Source organism: Nocardiopsis sp. CC223A (assembly GCF_030766825.1).
GTDB lineage: Bacteria > Actinomycetota > Actinomycetes > Streptosporangiales > Streptosporangiaceae > Nocardiopsis.
Genome location: NZ_JASFDV010000100.1, coordinates 1 through 22,877, shown reverse-complemented (window position 1 = coordinate 22,877; position 22,877 = coordinate 1). Strand labels below are relative to the sequence as shown.

Sequence of the window (22,877 nt, the reverse complement as noted above, 5' to 3'; positions counted from 1 at the left end):
TGGGCACGGCCCTGGCCGACGCGCGGATCGCCGCCGACGCCGCCGACCTGGGCGAACGGGTCCGGGCCGAGGACGGGGCCGCCGGGGCGGTCCGCGTCCTGGAGGAGGTGCTGGAGGGCTAGGGCGGGCTCACGCCGCGGGCAGGGCCGGGTCCGACCGGTCCGGCCCGGCCGCGCGCAGCACCAGCCGCATGGTCAGCCCGCCCCCGGGGGTGGAGCCGGGGGTGAGCGAGCCGCCCATCGCCTCGGCGAACCCCTGGGAGAGCGCCAGCCCCAGCCCCAGGCCGGTCCCGGTGTCGGTGTCCCCCAGGCGCTGGAAGGGCACGAACATCCGCTCGCGGTCCTCCTCCGGGATCCCCGGTCCGTGGTCGATGACCAGCACCTCCACGGTGTCCCCGACCCAGGACGCCGACACGGCGGGCGGCTCGCCGGCGGGGCTGAACCGCAGCGCGTTGCCGACGACGTTGGCCAGGACCCGGTCCAGCAGGCCCGGGTCGGCCCGCACCTCGGGCAGCTCCTCCGGTACGTCCACCCGGACCACGGCCGCCGCCTCCCCGTCGAACTGCTCCAGCGCCGCGAACACCGATTCGCGCAGGGGCAGGGACTCCAGACCCACGCCCAGCACCCCCGCCTGGAGGCGGCTCATGTCCAGCAGGTCGGTCACCAGCCGGGTGAGCTGGTCCAGGGACTCGTCGGCCATCGCGAGCAGGCCCTCCCGGTCCTCCTCGCCGAAGTTCACCTCCCGGCTGCGCAGGCTGGTGACGGACGCCTTGGCGGAGGCGAGCGGGGCGCGCAGGTCGTGGCTGACCGCGGACAGCAGGGCCGTGCGCATCCGGTCCGCCTCGGCCAGCGGTTTGACCGTGGCGGCCTCCCGGGCCAGCCGCTCCTGGCGCAGGGCGACCGCGGCCTGCGCCGCGAACGCCTCGATCACGCGGCGGTCCGCCGCCTCGGGCTCCCGGCCGCGCACGACCAGGGTGAGCCGGTCGTCCACCGGAACGTCGATGTCCCCCTGGGCCGGTGCCCGGCACGACTTCTCGCCGTCGCGCACCGCGGCGGCGACCACCGTCCAGTCCCGGGGGTCGCGCCGGTGCTCCGGCCCGCCGACCGCTCCGGCGCGCCGCTCCAGCAGGGCGACCGAGGTGAAGGAGAAGGTCTCCAACAGCCGCTCCATGAGCGCCTCCAGCGGACGTGAGCCGCGCAGCACGTTCCCGGCCACGGTGGCCAGGATCTGCGCCTCGGCCCCGGCCTGCGCGGCCTCCCGGGTGCGCCGGGCGGCCTGGTCCACCACCAGGCTCACCGACACGGCCACGACCACGAACCCGGCCAGGGCGAGCAGGCTCTGCGGATGGGCCACCGTCAGCGTGAAGTAGGGCTCGGTGTACAGGAGGTTGAGCAGGGCCGAACCGCACACCGACGCCAGCAGCGCGGGCCACAGGCCGCCGACCAGGGCCACCACGGTGACCGTGGCGAAGACCAGGACGACACCGCTGGCGAGGTTCGCCTCGTCCGTGGCGAACCCCAGGCCGAAGCCCACGGACAGCAGGGCCATCAGCGCCAGGGCGCAGGCGGCCAGGCGCCTGCGGCGCGACACCGGGCCCACCGCGCGGGCGCGGGTCCGCACCCCCACCTGCTCGTGCGTGACCAGGTGGACGTCGATCGCCCCGGACAGGGCCGTGGTGGTGGCGCCGATCCCGGGGGAGAACACGCGGGCGATCCGCCCCCGCCGGCCGGCGCCCAGGACGAGCTGGGTGGCGTTGACCCCGCGGGCGAAGGCGATGAGGGCACGGGGCACGTCCTCGCCCAGGACCTGGTGGTAGGTGCCGCCCAGGCTCTCCACCAGCAGGCGCTGGCGGGCCAGCAGGGCGGGGTCGGCCCCGGTGAGGCCGTCGCTGCGGGCCACGTGCACGGCCAGCAGGTCGGCGCCCCTGCCGCGCTGGGCGATCCGGGCGGCCCTGCGGATCAGCGTCTCGCCCTCGGGCCCGCCGGTGAGGGCGACCACCAACCGCTCCCGGGCCTCCCAGGTGTCGGTGACCCCGTGCTCGGACCGGTACTGCTCCAGTTCGGCGTCGACCCGCCCGGCCAGCCACAGCAGGGCCAGTTCGCGCAGCGCCGACAGGTTGCCCGCCCGGAAGTAGTCGCTCAGGGAGGCGTCGATCTTCTCCGCGGCGTAGACGTTGCCGTGCGCCAGGCGGCGGCGCAGCGCCTCGGGGGTCATGTCGACCAGTTCGATCTGGTCGGCGCCGCGGACCCAGGCGTCCGGGACGGTCTCGCGCTGGCGGACGCCGGTGATCTGCTCGACGACGTCGTTGAGCGACTCCAGGTGCTGGATGTTGAGGGTGGACAGCACCGTGATGCCCGCCTCCAGCAGGACCTCGATGTCCTGCCGGCGCTCGGCGTTGCCGCTGCCCGGGACGTTGGTGTGGGCGAGTTCGTCGACCAGGACGACCTGGGGGCGGCGCCGGAGCACGGCCTCCAGGTCCATCTCCTCCAGGACGGTGCCCCGGTAGGAGACCCTGCGGCGGGGGACGGTCTCCAGGTCGTCGACCATGGCCTCGGTCAGGACCCGGCCGTGGCACTCCGCGAACCCGATGACCACGTCCGCGCCGCGGTCGCGGCGCCGGTGCGCCTCGTCCAGCATCCGGTAGGTCTTGCCCACCCCGGGGGCCGCGCCCAGGTACACCCGCAGCTCACCACGCGTCACCACATCGCCTCCTCCGGGTTCATTCTCACCGGTCAAGGGGGGTTCTGATGTCGTATGGCGCTAATTGTCCGCTAAATCCACCGGCCTCGGCGCTAAGGGAGCGTTATCCCGGTGGCCTCGCCCCCGGTCCCGGACCCACAGTCGTTCCGGCGGGCCCGGTGGCCCGACACCCGGCGGCGGTCCGTGAAGAGGAGAAGGGCCGCCTTGTTCCCTACCATCGGTGCGGTGGGAACGCAGTCCCACCGCACCGGACACACGAGATCGGACCGACCATCCATGAGCGACGGGAACGAGGCACCGCCCACGGTGCTCGTCGTCGACGACGACCCGCGCCTGCGCAAGACGCTGGAGCTGAACCTGCGGGCCCGCGGGTACACGCCCTACCTCTCCGACAGCGGAGAGCACGCGCTCAAGCTCATCGCGCACCACCGCCCCGGGCTCGTCCTGCTCGACCTGGGCCTGCCCGGGATCAGCGGGCTGGACGTCCTGCGGGGGCTGCGCGGCTGGACGCAGGTCCCGGTCGTGGTGCTGTCCGGCCGCGACACCGAGCAGATGAAGGTGCGGGCCCTGGACCTGGGCGCCGACGACTACGTGGTCAAGCCGTTCGGCATGGACGAGCTGTTCGCCCGGGTGCGGGCCGCCATGCGCCGCACCGCGGTGTCGGCCGAGCCCGAGGCGTCGGTGGTCACCGGCCACTTCACCGTGGACCTGGCCGCCAAGCAGGTCACCCGGGGCGGGGAACAGGTCCGCCTGACCCCCCGGCAGTGGCACATCGTCGAGGTCCTGGTGCGCAACCGCGGGCGCCTGGTGACCCACCGCGAGCTGCTGCACGAGGTGTGGGGCCCCGAGTACGAACGCGAGACCAACTACCTGCGCGTGTTCATGACCAAGATCCGCCAGCGCCTGGAGCCCGACCCGCCGCGACCGCGCTACTTCCTCACCGACCCGGGGCTGGGGTACCGCTTCCTGGCCGACGGGGAGGAGGGCGCACGGTGAGGGGCCCGCACGTGTACCCCGGCCGTCCGTTCCGGTCGCCGGTGAAGCGGCTCCGGATCGATTCCGGGTTCTGGAAGCGGCCCCCGCTGGTGACGGTGGCGTCCTTCGGCGCGCTCATCCTGATCGGCACCGCGCTCCTGTCCCTGCCCGCCGCCGACCACGGGCGGGCCACCCCGTTCCTGACGGCGCTCTTCACGGCGACCTCCGCGGCCAGCGTCACCGGCCTGGCGGTCGTCGACACCGCGGGGCACTGGTCCGCGTTCGGCGAGACCGTGATCCTCGCGCTGATCCAGGTGGGCGGGTTCGGGATCATGGCCATGGCCACCGTGCTGTCGCTGGTGGTCAGCCGGCGCATGGGCCTGCGCATGGCCGTCACCACCGGGGCCGAGACCAAGTCCGTGTCCCTGGGCGAGGTCCGGCAGCTGGTCCTGGGCGTGCTGTGGGTCACCCTGGCGTTCGAGGGCTTCCTGGCGCTCGTGCTCACACTGCGCTGGTGGGCCGCCTACGACCTGTCCTTCACGGCGGCGCTGCACACCGGTGTGTTCCACTCGATCTCGTCGTTCAACAACGCCGGGTTCTCGCTGTACTCCGACAGCCTGATGGGCTACGCCACCGACCCGTGGATCACCGTGCCCGTCGCGCTGGGCGTGATCGCCGGGGGACTGGGCTTTCCCGTGTGGGTGGAGCTGTGGCGGTTCACCCGCAGGCACAAGGAGAAGCGCCACTGGACGCTGCACGCCAAGTTCACCCTGGGGATGACGGCGGCCCTCCTGGCCGTGGGCTTCGTCGCCTTCCTCGCGCTGGAGTGGACCAACCCGGCGACCATGGGTCCCCTGTCTCCGGGGGACAAGGCCCTCACCGCCTTCTTCCAGTCGGTGATGCCGCGCACGGCCGGGTTCAACAGCCTGGACTTCGGCGCGATGCGGACGCAGACGCTGCTGGTCACCGACATGCTGATGTTCGTCGGGGGCGGGAGCGCGGGCACCGCCGGCGGTATCAAGGTGACCACGTTCGCCGTGCTGATCCTGGTCGCCTACGCGAACGTGCGCGGTGAGCCGACGGTCCACGCGGGCGGGCGGCGGCTGGCCGCGGGCACCGCCTCCCAGGCGACCACGGTGGCGATGCTGGCGATGGGTCTGGTGCTGGCGGGGACCCTGATCCTGATGATCGTGACCCCCTTCACCCTGGACCAGATCCTCTTCGAGACGACGTCGGCCTTCGCGACGGTGGGGCTGTCCACGGGCATCACCGCCGACGTGCCCCCCGTGGGGCAGGCGGTGCTGATCTTCCTCATGTTCGTCGGCCGCATCGGCCCCATCACCCTGGCGTCGGCGCTGGCGCTGCGCCGACACGGCCGGCTGTACGAGTTCCCCGAGGAACGCCCGATCGTCGGCTGACCGTGGGGACGTGCGGTGGCTTGGTCACGTCCCCGGGAGTGGTGTGGCTTTCGCGCGGGTGCGTCCTTGCGGGTCATCGCGATGGTCGGCCGAAGCCGGGCGGCCACCGCGTACCGGCGGCCCGCTGACCGGGATGAAGAAGCCGCCGGAGGCGGCGGTGCACCGATCCGCCCGACACCGCTGACGCGCATCCGTGGGAACAGGGACGGAAAAGTCACACCACTCGGTGGGACACCATCGGTGGCTTCTCCGGCGGGTCCGGCCCGCCGGCCGACCGACATCCGCGACGGGTCGCCCCTGAGGGGGTCCGTCGGCCCGCCCGGAGAAGCCACCGCACGCGACCGGGTGGTGTCCCGCCGAGTGGTGCGACTTCGTTGACCCCCGGGTACCGGGGGCGGCAACGCTCCGGTCGGCGACTCGCCCTTGTCCGGACGGCCGGTGTTCTCACACCACTCGACGGGGCGTGACCGGCGACCGCGACCTCGTAGGAGCATCCCCGCGCACACGGCGGCCCGGAACGGGAGGACCGTCCCGGGCCGCCGCGTGCGGGTCAGAGCGTGATCCCCAGGGCCCAGGAGAACAGGGCGTACATCGCACCCAGGATGAGGGCCAGGGCGATGAGGTTCAGCCACAGCCCGCCCCGGATCATCTCCCCGATGCGGACGTGCCCGGTACCGAACACGATCGCGTTCGGGGGAGTGGCGACCGGGAGCATGAACGCCATGCTCGCGGCCAGGGCCACGGGCACCACGAGGGTGAGGACGTCCATGTCCATGCCCATCGCCACACCGCCCAGGATCGGCAGGAACGTCGCGGCGGTCGCGGTGTTGCTGGTCAGCTCGGTCAGGAACAGCACCAGCGCGGTCACCACCAGGATCAGCACCCACAGGGGGATCTCGGTCAGGACCGATACCCGGCCGCCGATCCAGGCGCTCAGCCCGCTGGCGGTGAACTGCGCGGAGATGGCCAGACCGCCGCCGAACAGCAGCAGCACGCCCCAGGGGAGCTGCACCGCGGTCGCCCAGTCGAGCAGGCGGGTGCCCCGGCGGTCGATCGGGACCAGGAAGAGGACGACCGCGACCGTCATCGCGATCCCGGCGTCGCTGACGTCGGCCAGCCACGGCAGGGCGCCGCCGACGCCCTCGCTCCGGGCGAGGATCGGGATGAGGATCCAGGACAGCGCGGCCAGCGCGAACACCAGCGAGACGCCCTTCTCGCCGCGGGACATCGGTCCCATCCCGGCGAGTTCGGAGCCGATCAGCTCCTGGGCGCCCTCGACCTTCTCGGCACCGGGCGGGAACACCTTGATCAGCACGAACCAGGCGATCAGCAGGAAGACCGCCGCGAGCGGGACGCCGGCGAGCATCCACTGGCCGAATCCGATGGTGATGTCGTGGGTCTCGGCGAGGTAGCCGACCATGAGCACGTTGGGCGGGGTCCCGATGATGGTGGCGACCGAGCCGATGGAGGACGCGTAGGCGATGCCGAGCATGAGCGCGGTCGCGAAGTTCGCGTCGGTGCGCCCGTCGCGGAACCGGGTCAGGACGGTGATCACGGACAGGCCCACGGGCAGCATCATCACGGCGGTGGCGGTGTTGCTCACCCACATGGTGATGAACCCGGTGGCGATCATGAAGCCGCCGATCAGCCCCGCGCTGTTGGAGCCGACCTTGGAGACGATGGTCAGCGCGATGCGCTTGTGCAGGTTCCACTTCTGCATGGCCAGGGCCAGCATGAAGCCGCCCATGAACAGGAAGATGATGTCGGAGCCGTAGGAGGAGGACACGTCCTTGATCGGGGTGCCGTCCAGCATCACGGGGAACAGCACCAGCGGCAGCAGGGAGGTGGCCGGGATCGGGATCGCCTCGGTCGCCCACCAGATGGCGATGAAGGCGGTGATCGCGGCGACGGTGCGGCCGTTGGCCGAGACGACCGCCTCGTCCTCGCCCTCGGCGAGCGGCAGCGGCATGTCCGGCATGAGCAGGTAGACGATCAGGCCGACGAGGGGACCGGCGATGAGGCCGATGACGCGGGAGCGGGTGAAGAGGCCCTCGGCGGGCCCCTCCGCGGACGGCGCGGAGGGGCCGTCCGACTTCTGCTCGTTGGGGGAGGTCATGTGGTTCCTTCGCGGTGCGGGGAGCGGATGTCATCGCGGGCCGGGCCGGTGGCGTCCGTTCGTTGCGGTCCGGTCACCACCGGATGTCCTTCCCTTTTCGGAGGAGTGTCGAGCATCACAGGGGCGGCGCGCCCGCTTCCCACCGAAGAATTGAGGTTCCCCTGACATTCGGTGACGGACCGGTCGATCCCCCGAACTCACAGTGACGCGCGTCACTGTCCGGGGTGGATCGCGCTGGTCAGTGCCAGGATCAGCCGGTTCACCGGAACGTCGATGCCGTGGCGCTCGGCGGCGCGCACCACCGCCCCGGTCAGGGCGTCGTACTCCAGCGGCCGCCCGGCGATCCGGTCCTGGAGCATCGACGTGGTGGCGCCCTCCGGCGCGTTCTCCAGCCAGGCCAGGACCTCCCGGGCGTGCGCGGCGGAGAGCGCGGCGCCCTCGGCGCGGGCGACCCGGACCGCCTCGTCCGTGATGAGGCGGGCGACGGTGCCGATCCCCGGGTCGCGGAGCACGTCGACCCGGCGGCCGGTCAGCGCGGTGAGCGGGTTGGCGGTGATGTTGCCCAGCAGCTTGGCCCAGGCCACCGTCGCGAAGTCCGCTTCCAGGCCGACGCGCATGAGCCCCGCCGAGAGCTCCGCCGCCAGCGCCCGGGCCGGGGCCTCGTCGGGCAGTACCAGGTCCCACCGGCCGACGCGGCGCAGGGTCGCCCGGCCCGGCGCCGTGCGTTCCGCGTTCAGGTACACCACGGCGGGCACCACGTACGCGCCGTCGGTGTGGGGGGCGACGCGTTCGCGTTGCTCCACCCCGTTCTGGGCCACCAGCACCGTCGTTCCGGGGGCGGAGACGGCCTTGAGCCACGCCGCGGCCGCGTCGGTCTGGTGCGCTTTGACCGCCAGGACCGCGGTGTCGTACCCGGTGATGTCGTCGGGGACGGTCGCCTGCGCCACCGGCCAGGTCTCGGTGGAGCCGTCCTCGGTCACCTCGATCCGCTCGATCCGGCGGCTCGCACCGCACACCGTCACCGGGCGGCCCGCCCGGGCCAGCGCCGACGCCACCGACGTCCCGACCGCACCGGCGCCGATGACGGCGACCGGTCGCCCCTGCCCGCGCGCACCCATGCCCCTCCCCCTGACGGCGCGGGACCGACCCCTGAGGGGCACCCCCCTTTTCCGGCCCCGTCCGGGCACCCTAACCGGGAGAGCCCGCAGGGGATCGCTCCGCGTATCAGGGGCGGGCATGGGCGGGGCAAACTCTTCGCCACGCGGCCCGCGGCCCCCTTTTGTTCGATTCCTGTCCGGCGGGGTCCATTCGGGTGCTCATGTCGGTCCGAAACCGAGTTCTTCGCTTTTCCTGTTGCGGGTAGGTCGGGGTTCGGAGAGGATTGTCCCGGTGATCCTCCGTGTCATTGGTGCACGGGGTGATCTTCTCCATGAATCGCGTGCGAAATGAGAAAGGATGGTGGAATGAGGGTTCTGTCCACCGCGTTCGCCCTTGCCCTGACGAGCGCGCTGCTGGGGGCCGCCCCCGCCCACGCGGCCACCGGCGAGGTCGTCGTCTTCACGACGGAGTTCGAGGACCTCCTGCGCTACCCGGACCCCGTCTCCGGGAGCTGCACCGCTCTCCCCCCGACCGCCCACGTGCTGGTCAACCTCACCGACGCCGAGGTGAGCATGCACGCCGGGCGCGGCTGCTTCGGCCCCGGGGCGGTGGTCGCCCCGGACCGCGGGTGGCACGCCCCGCCCAGCGGTATGTTCAGTTTCTCGGTCGCCTGATTTACCCGGAGAAAACGGGCATTTGTGTTCTGATTTCTCCCATCATGGCATGATGCCCTTTGTCGGATTCTTCTCTCGGGTTGTGGAACCCTGTCCCCAGGATTTTGGGCATGAGAACCCGTTCCATTCCTTGGCGCTTTTCCCGGAATCGGGCCAGTCTGTTCTTCCGTTCGATGGTTTCGCGCGCCCGCACGGCCGCGGAACGAACAGGGGACCGTGAACGGAAAGGTGTCCTCCCTTCATGCTGCACACCCTCATCGTCGGCCTGGGGAGATCGGGACGGGAACTGCACGCGCCGTCGCTCGCCAAAGCGCGGGCGACGGCCCGCGGCCTCTTCGCCCCGGGACCGGTGATGGGCCACGACCCCTTCCGCGCGGGGGCCGAGGGGATGACGTCGGTGGCCTCCCTGGAGGAGGCCGCGCGCCGCCGGCCGCCCCGGAGCACCGTGGTCCACCTCTGCACCCCGCCGCACCTGCGGGCCGAACCCCTGGAGCGGCTCGCCCGCCTGGGATACCGCATGGTCGTCGTCGAGAAACCGCTGGCCCTGGACCTGGCCGAGCTGGCCGCGATCGCCCGGCTGCGCCGCCGCTGGGGCCTGCGCCTCACCGTCGCCACCCCGTGGACGGCCAGCGCGCTGAGCGCACGGCTGCTCGCGGTCCACCGCTCCGCGGAGTTCGGGCGGCTGCGGACCCTCACGGTGCTCCAGCACAAACCCCGGTTCACCCGGACCCTGGAGTCCTCCGGGCACCCCACCGCCTTCGACGTCGAGGTCCCCCACGCCCTCGCCGTGGCGATCGCGCTCGCCGGGGATGCCGAGGTGGCCGCCGCCGAACTCGACGACATGGCCGTCGACGGGATCCGCCTCCCCCGCCTGGGGGCCGCCCGCATGGACCTGGTGCACCACACCGGAGTGCTCACCCGCATCGAATCGGACCTGACCGCGCCGCTGCGCGAGCGCCGGATCGCGCTGGAGTTCGACGGGGCCGTCCTCACCGGGCACTACCCCTGTAGCGACGCCGACCACACCGCACAGCTCACCGTGGCCGCCCGCGGCCGCGGGACCACCCGGTCGGTGTTCACCGACGACGCCCTCACCGCGTTCTGGCACCGCTGCTACGCCCGCTACGCACGGCCCTGCCGCGACCTGGGCGACCTGCCCGTACACGTGGAGGCCGTCCGGCTGCTGGCCGAGGCCAAGGGCCTGTGCGCGGTCCGGACCCCCGAACAGGAGGTGGAACGTGCCGTCGGAGCCTGAACCCCCCCGCTACGCCGGGCTGGGCGACGAGGCCGCCCCCGGCCTGGACGGCCAACTGGCCGCCCTGGGCGTGCTCGGCTGGGACCTGCTGGAGGTGCGCACCCTGGACGGGGTGCCGATCGCGGCCGTGCCCGAACGGGACGTGGCGCGGGCGGCCGAGCGGATCCGCAGCGCCGGGGCGGGGGTGGTCGCCGTCGCCGCCAAGATCGGCGACTGGTCCCGCCCCGCCACCGGCGACTTCGCCCCCGACCTGGCCGAACTCGACGCACTGGCCCGCCGCTGCGCCCTCCTGGGCACACGCACCGTACGGATCATGTCCTATCCCTCCGGCGGCCTGACCGAACCCGAATGGGGGCGGGTGGCCCGCGCCCGCGTGCGCGAACTCGCGTCGCGGGCCCGAGACGCCGGACTGCTGCTCGTCCACGAGAACTGCGCGGGCTGGGCGGGCGAGGACGCCGAACGCGCCCTGGACCTGCTCGCCCACGCCGACAGCCCGGCGCTGCGCCTGCTGTTCGACACCGGCAACGGGGTCGCCCACGGCTACGACGCCCCCGCGATGCTGCGCGCCCTGGCCCCCCACGTGGCCCACGTCCACATCAAGGACGCGGTCCGCACCCCCGGCGGCGACACCGCCTACGTCCCGCCCGGGGAGGGCGCGGCCGGGGTGGCGGAGTGCCTGCGGATCCTGGCCGACCACGGGTACCGCGGTGCCCTGTCCATCGAACCCCACCTCCACCTGCGCCCCCACCTGCTCGCCCGCGGCGCCGACCCCGGCCGGGGGGATCCGGCCGCGTTCGTGGAGTACGGACGGCGGCTGGAGGACCTGGTGCGCCGGTCCTGGAACACGGAGGGAGCCCGGTGACCCTCACCGAGGAGGACATCGCCCTGCTGCTGCGGCTGCTGGAGACGCCCACCGCGGGCCCCCTGGAGGTCGGCCGCGACGGTCCGCGCCCCCGGCTGCGGCAGGCCCAGCAGGATTACGCCCGGGCCGCGGCGCCGACGGGTTTCCGCACCGTGCACCACGCCCCGGCCGAGCCCGCCGACCTGGACCGGCCCGGGGTGCCCGCCGCGGTGCGCGCGGCCGCCGCCGACCCCGGGTTCCTCCAGTACCAGCCCAGTCTGGTGCTGCGCCTGGGACCCGACACGGTGCCGCCCGAGCGCACCGTCATGTTCAACGTGCACCTGGACACCGTCGCGGGCGGGCCGCCGGTCTCCCGCGACGGCGACCTCGTCCGGGGCCGGGGCGCCATCGACGCCAAGGGCCCCGCGGTGGCACTGCTGGCCGGGGTGCGCGCCGCCCGCGCGCGCTCGCCCCGGCTGGGCCGCGACACGGCGGTGCTGATCCAGGCCGTCGCGGGGGAGGAGGGCGGCGCCATGGGCGTGCTGGGCACCCGGCCGCTGGTCGACCGCGGCCACACCGGCCGCCTCAACGTGTTCTGCGAACCCACCTCCGGACGGTTCCTCACCCGCTCCACCGCGTCCATGACCGCCCGGGTGTCGGTGCGCGGCGAGGACGCGATCGACGACCGCCCCCACACCGGGCACAACGCCTCGGTCCTGCTGGGGTTCCTCGCCCACCGGATGGGCCGGTCCCTGGACGGGCACGCCCGCACCGGGGCCGTGTGCGTGGCGGGGCTGCACACCGGCACCCTGCACAACCGGGTGTACGGCAGCGGCGACCTGCTGTTCAACCTCTCCTACGCCGACGCCCGGGCGGGCCGGACCCTGGAGCGGGAGGTGGCCGGCGCGTTCGACACCGCGTTGGAGGAGTTCACCGCCTCCTTCGCCGACACCGCCCTGTTCGCCCGCACCGCCGCCGACGCCCGCCGCCTCACCCGCCTGGACTGGCCCAAGCGGGGCCTGCCCGTGCTGGACGACCGCGACGCCTGGGGCCACGACCTGCTGCGCCGGGCGGGGGTGCCGCGGTGGCCCGCGGACGAACCCGCCTTCACCTGCGACGCCATCTGGATGGCCGGGGTCCCCGGCACCTGCACGGTCGTGCTGGGCCCGGGCGACCTGGCCGCCGACGGGGCGCACGGCGACGCCGAGCGCGCCCGCCTGTCCGACCTCGACGGGTTCGCCGACACGGTGGCCCGCCTGCTGACCGCCTTCACCGACGCGACGAACGGAGACCAGTGACCACCCTCTCCCCGGAACCGCCGGGACCGGCCCCGGCCCGGACCACGGTCCTGACCGACCACGACTCCCTGTCGGCCTTCCTCACCGCGGTCTTCGCCGACCGGGGACTGCCCCCGCAACGGGCCGCCGCCTCGGCGCGCGCCCTGTGCCACGGCGACCTGACCGGGATGGACTCCCACGGCACCGCCAACCTCACCCGCCTCTACCTTCCCCTGCTCGACGAGGGCCGGGCCGACCCCCGCGCCGAACCCCGGACCGTCACCGACCTGGGGGCGGCCGTACTGCTCGACGCCCGCCGCGCCCTCGGACTGTGGGCCGCCACCGAGGCCATGGACCTGGCCGTCGACCGGGCCGCGCGCCACGGGATCGGGATGGTGGCGGTCCGCGGCGCCACCCACCTGGGCTGCGCCGGGTACCACGCGCTGCGGGCGGCCGAACGCGGCATGGTCGGCCTGGTCGCGAGCAACTGCGGCGGGCAGCGCATCGCCCGGCCGCCGGGCGGCGCCGCGGCCCTGCTGGGCACCAACCCGCTCAGCGCCGCGGCCCCCGCCGGCGACCACCCGCCCTTCCTGCTGGACATGAGCACCACGGCCGCGCCCACCGGCCGCATCCGCCAGGCCGCACGGGAGGGGCGGCCGGTGCCCGAGGGGCTGCTGTGCGACGACCGCGGCGGCCCGGTCACGGACCCGGCCGCGTTCGACGCGGGGCGGGCGCACCTGATGTGGCTCGGCGGAGAAGTCGGCCGGTACAAGGGCTTCGGCCTGGGGCTGCTGGTGGAGGTGCTGTCCGCCGTGGTCTCCGGCTCCGGGCGCGGCCCCGCCCCCCGGGCCCTGGCCGGGGACGGCGGCCCCGCCGGGCGCGACGACGACATCGGGTACCTCCTGCTGGCCCTGGCCCCCGACGCACTGCGCGCGGGTGCGCGCGAGGACGCCGAGGAGCTGTTCGGGACGGTGCTGGGCTGCCCGCCCGTCGACCCCGCGGACCCGGTGCGCTACCCCGGCTGGCACGAGCACCACCGGGCCCGGGAGCGCCGGGAGCACGGTGTGCCGCTGGCCACCGGACTGTACGGGGAACTCGTCGACCTGGCGGAGCGGACCGGTCTGGCCGCTCCCGCGATCCTGGGGGAGGACCGATGAGGGCGCTGCGCGCGGCAGTGGTGGGACTGGGGGTGATCTCCCGGTTCCACCTGAAGGCACTGGCGGACTCCCCGGACTGGGACCTGGTCGCGGTGTGCGACCTGGCCCCGGCCCGGGTCGCGGCCCCGCCGCCCGGCGCGGCCGGGTACACCGACCACGTCCGGATGCTGGAGCGCGAGCGGCCGGACGCGGTCGTGGTCACCGCGCCCAACGACGCGCACGCGCGGATCTGCGCGGACGCGATCGCCGCCGGGGCGGCGGTGTGCGCGGAGAAGCCGCTGGCCCTGGACCCGGCGGAGGGGGAGGCGCTGGCCGCCCTGGCCCGGGACCACGGGGCGGTGCTGTTCACGGCCTTCCACCGTCGCTACAACTCCGAGTTCGCGGCACTGCGGGAGCGGCTCGCCGGGCACACGGTGGAGGAGGTGACCGTGCGCTACCTGGAGCGGATCGAGGAGCACGCGGGGGACGACACCTGGTACCTGGATCCGGCCCGGTGCGGCGGCGGTTGCGTGGCCGACAACGGGCCCAACGCCTTCGACCTGGTGGAGACCCTGCTGGGCCGGGCCGAGGTGACCGCGGCCCGGGTGGAGCACGACGGGGCGGGTGTGGACCGCCGGGCGGACATCGCCCTGGCGGCCGGGGCCGCCAGGGCCCGGGTGCTGCTGGACTGGTCCCACCCGGGGGAGCGCAAGGACGTGGAGGTGCGCACCTCGGACGGGCGGGTGTGGACGGCCGACCTGCTGGCCGGGCGCCCCGCCTTCAAGGAGTCGCTGTGGCACGAGTACGAGGGCGTCGCCGCCGACTTCGCCGCCCGGGTCCGCGCCGGACGGGTCGGCGACGGGGCCGGGGTGTCGGCACTGCGCCTGGTCGCCGGGGCCTACCACGCCGCGGCGCGGGGAGAGGGGGTGGCCCGGTGAACCCGCACGAGGACGGGGCCAAACGGGAGGTGGCCGCCGCCCTGGTCAAGGTGCTGGTGCACCGCAGGACCGACCGGGGCATGCGGCTGGAGCCGTTCGCGAGCCGCTGCGTGCGCGCGGGCGAGGTCCACGAGCTGGTCGCCACCGACCACACCGGGACCGCCGAGGGGACGCGGATCGACCGTGTGGGGTTCCTCGGCTTCGCCGAGATCACCGCGGCCGGCGTCGTGGACCGGGGCGACGAGGTGTGGATCGGACCGCGCCGGGTGGGCGTGGTCCTGGGCTTCGACGCCTGCCACACGCCCAACCACTACAACGTGCTGATCCACGCCGACCCGGTACCCACCGGCCGGGACCTGGGTCTGTGCCCGGAGGAGCGCGTGGTCTTCCGGCAGGGGAGCGCGCGGGCGATGGCCGAGCGCTTCCCCGGATCATTTGCAGAAAATGTCGAAGAATGTCCGATATAAAGTTTACGCAGTTTCGATGATCTCCGTCTCGGGGGTTTTTCCGGGGGGCGTGCCGGGGTAATATGAAAAAGGGATCGGGCGCCCGTCGAAAAGCCCGGCCAATTCCCCTTCCGGAAAATGCCCATTTCTTTTTTCCCTTTTCAAGGAGAATGCATGAGCGTCGCCGTCAAGGCCAACGACCGCCTCGAAGAGCGCTTCAACCTCTGGGACCACAACGGCAACGGCGTGATCGAGCGCTCGGACTTCGAGCAGGAGATCCAGAACATCCTCGACCGCTTCGGCGCCGACGCCTCGGGTCCGGGCGCGGCCGGTCTGCGGGCCGCCTACCTGGGCCTGTTCGACCGGCTGGCCCGGGCCGCCGGCACCGAGCAGATGGACAAGGAGGCCTTCCTCCGGGCCGCCGAGAGCGAGATCGTCAGCCGGGGCAACGCAGGCTTCGCCGAGGTCCTCCAGCCCACCATCCAGGCGATCATGGGCATCGCCGACACCGACGGCAGCGGCCAGATCAGCCCGGACGAGATGGAGCGGTGGTTCGCCGCCATCGGGCTGAACGCCGACCAGGCCGCCGAGGCCTTCCGCCAGATCGACACCGACGGCAGCGGCTCCCTCAGCGTCGGCGAGCTGGTCGCCGCCGTGCGCGACTACCACCTCGGCAAGAACGACATCCCGCTCCTGGGCGTCTGACCCCCCTTTCGGGAACCGACTCCCCTTTTCGGCCCGGCCGCACTCCGGTGCGGCCGGGCCCCGCACCCCCGGGTCCTCCCAGAAACGGAGAAAATGAAGTCAGCACTCCCCTCCCCGGCCTTCGCGGAAAGGAACGGGGAGAATTCCGCCGTGCCTTTCTTCGACCAATCGGAAACATTCCGAAGAATATGGCCCGAGATCCGGGAGCGCTGCTCCCGCCTCCTGGACGACGGGAAATTCTCGCACGGGTCCGCGGTCGCCGACCTCGAACGCGCGCTGGAGCGGTACACCGGCGCCCGGCACGCCGTCGGCGTCAACTCCGGCACCGACGCGCTCGTCCTGCTGCTGCGCGCCGCCGGACTGCGCCCGGGCGAGGAGGTGATCGTCCCCGCCCACACCTTCGTCGCCACGGCCACCGCCGTCGTGCACGCCGGCGGCGTCCCCGTCTTCGCCGACATCGAGGAACGCGGATACGGCATCGACCCCGACGCCGTGGCGGCCGCCGTCACCGACCGCACCCGCATGGTCATGCCCGTCCACCTCTTCGACCGCCTCGCCGACATGGCGGGCGTGCACCGCGTCGCCGACGCACACGGCCTCACCGTGGTGGAGGACAGCGCCGAGGCCATCGGCATGCGCGCCGACGGCACGCACGCCGGCCTGCTCGGCGCCGGGGGGGTGCTCTCCTTCTTCCCCGCCAAGACCCTGGGCGCGGTCGGCGACGCCGGGGCGCTGCTCACCGACGACGACGCCATCGCCGAGACCGCGCGGATGCTCCGCCACCACGGCCGCTCCGGGCGCACCCTGGCCGCGTTCCCCGGCATCGCCAACCCGACCGTCGTCACCGGCGGCAACAGCAAGATGGACGACCTCCAGGCCGCCGTCCTGCTGGCCAAGCTCGCCCACCTGGACGCCGACATCGAACGCCGGGCCGCGCTGTCGCGCCGCTACGACGACCGGCTGCGCGGCCTGCCCGGCGTACGCACCGTCCCCGGCGACCTCCCCGTCCGGCCCGGCGAGAACCGGGTGGTCTACGTCCACCTCGTCGAGGTCGACGACCGCGACGGCCTCGCCGCCCGCCTGGCCGCGGCCGGAATCGGCACCGAGGTCTACTACCCGCGCCCCCTGCACCTACAGCCCTGCTTCGCGCACCTGGGGTACCGGCCCGGCGACCTGCCCCGGGCCGAGGCGCTCTGCCGCACCGCCCTGGCCCTGCCGCTGTACCCCGACCTGGCCGAGACGGCCGTCGACCGGGTCTGCGACGAGATCGAACGCCACTACTCCGGGAGGTCCCGATGACCGTGGCCGCCGAACGGACCGCCATCCCGTTCTTCGCCCCCGACCTGTTCGAGGCCGACCGCGAAACGCTGCTGGAGCTGCTGTACGAGGTCGGCACCGACCCGGAGCAGAGGTTCATCCTGGGCCGGCGCACCGCCCGGTTCGAGGACGCGCTGCGCGCCCGCCTGGGCTCCGCCGACGTCGTGGCCTGCTCCAGCGGGACCTCCGCGCTCACCCTGGTCCTGGCCGCCATGGGCATCGGCCCGGGCGACGAGGTGATCGTCCCCGCCTTCGGGTGCGCCCCGCTGGCGAGCACCGTCCTGGCGGTCGGAGCCGTCCCGGTCTTCGCCGACATCGACCCGGCCACCCTGACCATGGACCCCGAACACGCCCAGGAACAGGTCTCCGGCCGGACCCGGGCCCTGATGCCCGCGCACATGTTCTCCGTCATGGCCGACATGCCGCGCCTGCGCGACCTGGCCGCCCGGACCGGGCTGCGGCTCGTGGAGGACTCCGCGCTCGCCCAGGGCGGCGTGCTCCGCGGCAGGCCCGCCGGGCGGTGGGGCGACGCCGGGGTGTACTCCTTCGTCCAGGTCAAGGTCTTCGGGATGCCCGGCGAGGGCGGGGTGGTCCTCACCGACGACGCCGCCCTCGCCGGGCGGGTGCGGATGCTGCGCAACCACGGCCAGGACGGCCGCAACCGCTTCCTGCACCACCACGTCGGCCACAACAGCCGCTTCGACGAGGTCATGGCCGCCGTCCAGCTGCACCGCCTGGCGGGCCTGGAGGAGCGCATCGCCCGCCGCACCGCGATCTGCGACCACTACTCGGCGGCCTTCGCCGACCTCGCCGGGGCCGGGGTGGCCGCGCCCCCGGCGGGCGGGGACGGCCGCTTCCCCTACGTCTACACGCTGCTGTGCGAGGACCGGGACGGGCTGCGCGCCCACCTGGCCGCGGCCGGCGTGGACACCCACGTCTACTACCCGCGGACCCTGCCCGAACAGCCCGCCTTCGCCCCCCACGCCCGGGCCGGCGGGGACTGGCCCCGGGCCCGGGAGGCGGCGCGCCGCAACATCTCCCTGCCCCTGTACCCGCACCTGACCGACGCCGCCGTCGAGCACGTGGTCTCCGCGGTCCGCGCGTTCGCCCTCGGGAGGAAACCATGACCGACCACCTGACCGCGCCGCCCGCACCGCCCCGGGCCACCGCCCCCCGGCCCACCGTGGCCGCCTACGCCCGGCTGGCCAAGCTCGACATCGTCGACTACTACATCGGCCTGCCGCTGGTGTTCGCGATGACCCTGCCCCTGCTGGGCCCGCGCGCCGACACCCTCGGCTTCCTGCTGCTGGTGCTGCTCGCCGAGGTCGCCGTGGTGGCCGCCATGGTCGCCTTCGACGACGTCACCGGGTACCGGGACGGCTCCGACGCCGCCAACTACGGCTCGGACGCCGCCCGCCGCCGCCTGGCCCGCAAACCCCTGGTCGCCGGGACCCTCACCGAGGCGCAGGCGCTGCGCTTCGGCCGGGCCGCGACCGTGGCGAGCGTCGTCCTGTGGACGGCGGTGGTGGCGCTGGCCCCGCACCGGCCGCTGTGGGCCGTCATCGGCGCCGCGCTGTGCCTGGTCGCGTCGGTCCAGTACTCCTGGGGGCTCAAGATCAGCTACCGGGGCTTCCAGGAGCTCTTCCTGGTCGGCCTGGGGGTGGGCTGGGTCCTGGTCCCCTACGGCCTGCTCGTCGGGCACGTGGACGGGTTCGTGATCGTGCAGGCGCTGATCTTCGGCGGCGGCCCGATGATCTTCGGCCTGTACTCCAACACCAACGACGCCGACGGGGACCGGTCGGCCGGGCGCATCACCGTCGCCGCCAAGGTCACCCCGCGCACCAACACCGTGTTCATCATCGCGGTCACCGCACTGGAGACGCTGCTGGTCACCGGCTCGCACCTGCTCGGTATCGCGCCCTGGTGGTTCCCCACCGTGCTGCTGCCGGTCATCGCGCTGCGCATCGTCCAGCTCTACACCGGGTTCGTCGCCGGGGACATCCTGCGCGCCCGGCGCATGGCCATCCACACCCACCGGGCCACGGTCGTGCTCCTGCTCGCCGCGAACCTGGCCGCGCCCCTGCTGCCGGACACACTGTGGTGACCGCCGCCGACGTGGCCGTCGTGGGCGCCGGACCCGCCGGGCTGGCCACCGCCCACCTCCTGGCCGCCGCCGGGCACACCGTGCGGGTGCTGGAGGCCGTCGACGCCGTGGGCGGGCGGATGCGCACCCTGCGCACCGACGGCCACCTCATCGACACCGGCGCGGAGATGATCCCGTCGGCCGACGCCTACCCGGCGACCTGGCGGCTCATCCGCGCCACCGGGCTGGACGCCGACCCCGGGGCCGTCCCCCTGGTCCGCGACGCCCTGTCGGTGTGGTGGAACGGCCGGGCCCGCCGCCACGCCGGACGCCCCCTGGGACTGCTCACCGGCATGGGGCTGTCCCCGCGGGCCCGCCTGGACCTGGTGCGGCTGCAACTGCGCCTGGGGCGTGCCGGGCTGGACCCCGAACACCCGGAGCAGGGCGGCCTGGACGGGGTGACCGTCGCGGACCTGCTCCGCCACCGCCACCCGCAGCTGGGCGAGCGCCTGCTGGGCCCGCTGGCCGCCGGGTTCTTCGGCTGGCCGCCGGAGACGGCCGCCGCCGGGCCCTTCGCCGCCCACCTGCTCGCCGCCGGCAGCACCGCGACCTGGCGCACCTACCGCGACGGGATGGACACCCTGGCCCGGGCCCTGGCCGCCGGGCTCGACGTGCGCACCGACCACCCCGTCACCGGAGTGGTCCCCGGGCCGGACGGCGTACGCGTGGACTCGCCCGCGGGCGGGTTCACGGCCCGGGCCGTCGTCCTGGCGGTGCCCGCGCCCGAGGCCGCGCGCCTGTACCCGGCCGCGCCCCCGGACGAACGCGACTACCTGCTGGCCTGCGGGTACGCGCCGATGCTCCGGATGACCGCGCTGCTGGACGCGCCGCTGACCCCGCGCGGAGCGCGCCGGGGCTTCGCACTGCTGGTGCCCGACGACCCCCTGCTGGGGGCGGTCACCATCGACCACTCCAAACACCCCGGCCGGGTGCCCCGCGGCCGCGGCCTGATCTCCCTGATCACCCGCCCCGAGGCGACCGGCGCTCTGATGGACGCCCCCGACGAGGACGTGGACCGGGCGCTGCTGGCCCGGGCCGAGCACATCCTCCCCGGGGTGGACGCGCACGTGCGGGGCACGGTCGTGCACCGGTTCCCGCACGGGCTGCCGCTGCCGCGCCCGGCGGCGCTGGCCGCCCGCCCCGCGTTCGCCGCACGGCCCCTGGCCGCCGTCGACTACGCCGGGGACTGGATCTCGCTGCGCCCGTGCAGCGAGGGGGCGGTGACCTCCGCTTTCACGGCCGCCGAACGCACGGCGGCCTACCTCGCACAGACCCGCGAACCGATCCCGATCGAGGCATCATGCTCACGAGCAAACCCATCCACCTGGGCACCCTCTTCGACGACCTGGAACGGCGCGGCTCCACCACCGCGATCCGGCTGAGCAGGCCCCTGGACACCGCCCCCGAGGCGGGCCCGGAACTCGACGTCCCCAGCGCCGCCGACCTGGTCCGGCGGTTCGCCGGCTGGTTCGCCGCGGCCGGGGTGCGCCCCGGCGACCGGGTGGCCATCGCCAAACGCAACCACTGGGACTACGTGCTGCTGTCGTGCGCCGCCGCACGCCTGGGCGCGGTCCCGGCGTCCCTGTCGGCCCACCTGGCCCCCGAGACCCTGGACACCCTGCTGCGGCGGCTGGGCCCGACCCTGCTGGTCACCGACGCCGACCTGCTCGGCTCCGCCCGCGCCGCGGGCCGCGACCTCGGCGGCCGGGCCGCCCGCACCCTGGTCGTGGACGGGACGCAGCCGGGGGCGCTGTCCCCGGCCGACCTGCACGGCGCCACCGCTCCGCCGCCGTGCCGCCCGCACCTGGACGCGCCGCTGGCGATCATGCACACCTCCGGGACCACCGGCACCCCCAAACTGGTCGTGCACACCACCCGCACCCTCATGCGCAGGCTGGCCGGGTTCGAGTCGCACCGGTGGCCGGTCCTGGGCAGCCGCCGCGACGACACCGTCACCTCCTCCTACTCCTACGCCCACGGCCGGGCGCTGGCCTGGACGGCGGGCGTGCTGTGGCTGTTCCCCGAGGCGATCTCGGTGATCGCCGACCCGGACTGGTCGCAGGCCGGGCCCGCGCTGCGCCGGCACCGCCCCACCACCCTGGAGGCCCAGCCCGCCACCCTGGTGCTCTGGCAGCGGCACCTGGAGGGGGAGGGAGAGGCGTTCGCGCGGGTGCGGCTCTTCATCAGCACCTTCGACGCCGTCCACCCCTCCACCGTCCGCGCGTTCCTCGACGCCAGCGGCCGCCGGGCACCGGTGTGGATGCAGGGCTGGGGGCAGAGCGAGACCGGGCCGCTGACCTTCCGCTTCTTCACCCGGCGGTCCCTGGCCGACCGCCAGGGGGCCGACCCCACCACCCGCGACCTGGGGCGCCCCGTCCCGGGCCGGACCCGGCTGCGCGCCGTGGACCCGCGGACCCTGCGCCCCCTGCCGCCGGGGGAGACCGGGCTGCTCTACTGCCGCACCGACGCCCTGTGCACGGGCTACGTCGGCGAGGAGGGGCGCTGGCGCAGCAAACTCATCGGCCAGTGGTGGAACACCGGGGACATCGGCGCCATCGACCGCACCGGCGCGGTCCGGCTGGTGGACCGGGAGGTGGACGCCCTCGCCGACGGCGGCTGCCTGGAGATCGAGGACGTCGTCGACGAGCGGTTGCCCCAGGTGTTGGAGTGCGTCGTCCTGGGGGTCCCCGACGGGCCGCCCGTCCCGGTCCTGGCCGTGGAGGACGGAGCCCTGGACGTCGGGGCCTGGAAGGAGGCCGTGGCGGACCTGCCGGAGATGGCCGACCCGGTGGTCGTCGGCTGGGACGACCTGCCCCGCACCGGCACCGGCAAGGTCCGGCGCGGAACACTGCGCGAGCGTCTGGGCCTGCCCCGCACCGCCGCGGGCACCGGGAAGTGGACGTGAGCGCGGCGACGGCCGTCGCCGCCGCGCCGCTGGCGGGGGTCGCGGTACGGGCGGCGGGGGACACCCTGCCGCTGCGGATCGCGGTCGACCGGCTGCGGGCGCTGGGGTGCGCGGTGGAACGGGAGGACGGCACCCGGACGGGCGATGGGGACCGCGCGGAGCGGGACGGCGGTGCCGGGTGGGCCGCCCCGTCAGGTCACGGGGGCGCCCGGTCGGTCCGCGGCGTGCCGTCGGCCGATGAGCACCGCGCACGGCGGGGCGGCGACGCCGGACGGATCGACGTGGTGGGCTCCGGCGGGGCGGGATGCGACATCTCCTGGTCGGCCGACGGTGCCGCCCTGGCGGACGAGCGCGACGTGCAGGCCGCCTGCGGCCTGGCCCACCTGCACGGGCGGGCCCGGGGCCGACCGCGGTTCCTGCCGGTGGACCACGCGTCGGTGTGCGCCGGGGTGCTGGCCGCCCAGGCGGTCGCCGCGGTGGTGCTGGCCCTGGAGAGAGGGGGTCCCGCCCTGCGGGCGTCGGTGTCGGTGGCCGGGGCGGCCCTGCTCGCGGTCGCCCCCTATGCGGCCGAGGCCACCGCGGACCCGGGGGGCGTCCCCGGTCCCGGGCCGGGGGAGCCGCCGCCGTTCCGCTCCGCCGACGGGGTCCGTTTCGAGATCGAGACCCTCGACCCGGAGGCGTGGCTGCGGTTCTGGGAGGCGCTGGGCGCTCCCCGGGAGGCGGTCGCCGCCGGGTGGGCGCCGTTCCAGCGCCGCTTCGCCACGGCGGTCTGTCCGCTGCCCGGCGAACTGTTCGCGGTCCTGGAAACGCTGCCGTTCGCGGCGGCGGCCGAGACGGCCCGGGCCTGCGGGGTGGGCGCGGTCGCCCTGCGGGCACCCGGTGACGCGGCGGAGGAGGACCCGGAGCCGCCGTGGCGGCTGCACGGCACCGGCC

19 protein-coding genes are annotated in these 22,877 nt (G+C 74.4%); 16 read left to right on the top strand and 3 right to left on the bottom strand.

From position 1 onward, the window contains the following. Window positions 1–129 precede the first annotated feature (129 nt). Window positions 130–2,700, bottom strand: a complete 2,571-nt coding sequence (locus QJS33_RS27735; protein WP_306371013.1) for an ATP-binding protein — start codon at window positions 2,698–2,700, stop codon at window positions 130–132. 276 nt (window positions 2,701–2,976) lie between these two features. Between QJS33_RS27735 and QJS33_RS27730 the strand changes: the two genes are divergently transcribed. Both QJS33_RS27730 and QJS33_RS27725 read left to right on the top strand, forming a co-directional pair. After that, entirely contained in the window at window positions 2,977–3,696 is a 720-nt protein-coding gene (locus tag QJS33_RS27730) for a response regulator (RefSeq protein ID WP_306371012.1), read from the top strand. Between the two features lie 95 nt (window positions 3,697–3,791). Next, window positions 3,792–5,093: a TrkH family potassium uptake protein gene (locus QJS33_RS27725; protein WP_372339729.1), complete on the top strand. Its 1,302-nt coding sequence runs from the start codon at window positions 3,792–3,794 to the stop codon at window positions 5,091–5,093. 550 nt (window positions 5,094–5,643) lie between these two features. Here QJS33_RS27725 and QJS33_RS27720 read toward each other — a convergent pair. Together QJS33_RS27720 and QJS33_RS27715 are read right to left on the bottom strand one after the other, a co-directional pair. Continuing rightward, window positions 5,644–7,209: a DASS family sodium-coupled anion symporter gene (locus QJS33_RS27720; protein WP_306371010.1), complete on the bottom strand. Its 1,566-nt coding sequence runs from the start codon at window positions 7,207–7,209 to the stop codon at window positions 5,644–5,646. Between the two features lie 212 nt (window positions 7,210–7,421). Beyond that, the gene (locus QJS33_RS27715) at window positions 7,422–8,327 is read right to left on the bottom strand and encodes a 2-dehydropantoate 2-reductase (RefSeq protein ID WP_306371009.1); all 906 of its coding nucleotides are present in this window, start codon (window positions 8,325–8,327) and stop codon (window positions 7,422–7,424) included. A 345-nt stretch (window positions 8,328–8,672) separates the two neighbouring features. On the opposite strand from QJS33_RS27715, the gene QJS33_RS27710 reads away from it, so the two are divergent. The 14 genes from QJS33_RS27710 to QJS33_RS27645 all read left to right on the top strand — a co-directional run. Next, window positions 8,673–8,981, top strand: coding sequence for a hypothetical protein (locus tag QJS33_RS27710; protein WP_306371008.1), 309 nt, complete (start codon window positions 8,673–8,675; stop codon window positions 8,979–8,981). Between the two features lie 241 nt (window positions 8,982–9,222). After that, entirely contained in the window at window positions 9,223–10,236 is a 1,014-nt protein-coding gene (locus tag QJS33_RS27705; RefSeq protein WP_306371007.1) for a Gfo/Idh/MocA family oxidoreductase, read from the top strand. Further along, complete coding sequence (locus QJS33_RS27700) at window positions 10,220–11,098, top strand: sugar phosphate isomerase/epimerase (protein WP_306371006.1); 879 nt, start codon at window positions 10,220–10,222, stop codon at window positions 11,096–11,098. The genes QJS33_RS27705 and QJS33_RS27700 overlap by 17 nt, the downstream gene beginning before the upstream one ends. Beyond that, complete coding sequence (locus QJS33_RS27695) at window positions 11,095–12,375, top strand: M20/M25/M40 family metallo-hydrolase (protein ID WP_306371005.1); 1,281 nt, start codon at window positions 11,095–11,097, stop codon at window positions 12,373–12,375. The genes QJS33_RS27700 and QJS33_RS27695 overlap by 4 nt, the downstream gene beginning before the upstream one ends. Further along, on the top strand, window positions 12,372–13,511 hold the full coding sequence (locus tag QJS33_RS27690) for an Ldh family oxidoreductase (RefSeq protein ID WP_306371004.1): 1,140 nt from the start codon (window positions 12,372–12,374) through the stop codon (window positions 13,509–13,511). The genes QJS33_RS27695 and QJS33_RS27690 overlap by 4 nt, the downstream gene beginning before the upstream one ends. Next, a complete protein-coding gene (locus tag QJS33_RS27685) occupies window positions 13,508–14,428 on the top strand; it encodes a Gfo/Idh/MocA family protein (RefSeq protein ID WP_306371003.1) in 921 nt (306 codons plus the stop codon). Before QJS33_RS27690 ends, QJS33_RS27685 begins: the two co-directional genes overlap by 4 nt. After that, on the top strand, window positions 14,425–14,895 hold the full coding sequence (locus tag QJS33_RS27680) for a hypothetical protein (RefSeq protein WP_306371002.1): 471 nt from the start codon (window positions 14,425–14,427) through the stop codon (window positions 14,893–14,895). The genes QJS33_RS27685 and QJS33_RS27680 overlap by 4 nt, the downstream gene beginning before the upstream one ends. Window positions 14,896–15,048: 153 nt before the next feature. Then, the gene (locus QJS33_RS27675) at window positions 15,049–15,579 is read left to right on the top strand and encodes an EF-hand domain-containing protein (protein ID WP_306371001.1); all 531 of its coding nucleotides are present in this window, start codon (window positions 15,049–15,051) and stop codon (window positions 15,577–15,579) included. Window positions 15,580–15,729: 150 nt separating this feature from the next. Further along, the gene (locus QJS33_RS27670; RefSeq protein ID WP_306371000.1) at window positions 15,730–16,878 is read left to right on the top strand and encodes a DegT/DnrJ/EryC1/StrS aminotransferase family protein; all 1,149 of its coding nucleotides are present in this window, start codon (window positions 15,730–15,732) and stop codon (window positions 16,876–16,878) included. Continuing rightward, window positions 16,875–18,023 carry a DegT/DnrJ/EryC1/StrS aminotransferase family protein gene (locus QJS33_RS27665; protein WP_306370999.1) on the top strand — a complete coding sequence of 383 codons (1,149 nt, stop codon included), beginning with the start codon at window positions 16,875–16,877 and terminating at the stop codon, window positions 18,021–18,023. Before QJS33_RS27670 ends, QJS33_RS27665 begins: the two co-directional genes overlap by 4 nt. Beyond that, window positions 18,020–19,000: a UbiA family prenyltransferase gene (locus tag QJS33_RS27660; protein ID WP_306370998.1), complete on the top strand. Its 981-nt coding sequence runs from the start codon at window positions 18,020–18,022 to the stop codon at window positions 18,998–19,000. The genes QJS33_RS27665 and QJS33_RS27660 overlap by 4 nt, the downstream gene beginning before the upstream one ends. Further along, the gene (locus tag QJS33_RS27655) at window positions 18,997–20,421 is read left to right on the top strand and encodes an NAD(P)/FAD-dependent oxidoreductase (RefSeq protein ID WP_306370997.1); all 1,425 of its coding nucleotides are present in this window, start codon (window positions 18,997–18,999) and stop codon (window positions 20,419–20,421) included. The genes QJS33_RS27660 and QJS33_RS27655 overlap by 4 nt, the downstream gene beginning before the upstream one ends. Beyond that, window positions 20,340–21,944, top strand: a complete 1,605-nt coding sequence (locus QJS33_RS27650) for a class I adenylate-forming enzyme family protein (protein ID WP_306370996.1) — start codon at window positions 20,340–20,342, stop codon at window positions 21,942–21,944. The genes QJS33_RS27655 and QJS33_RS27650 overlap by 82 nt, the downstream gene beginning before the upstream one ends. Then, the coding region (locus QJS33_RS27645) for a CoA transferase (protein ID WP_306370995.1) at window positions 21,941–22,877 on the top strand (937 nt) is incomplete at its 3' end. The genes QJS33_RS27650 and QJS33_RS27645, both read left to right, overlap by 4 nt.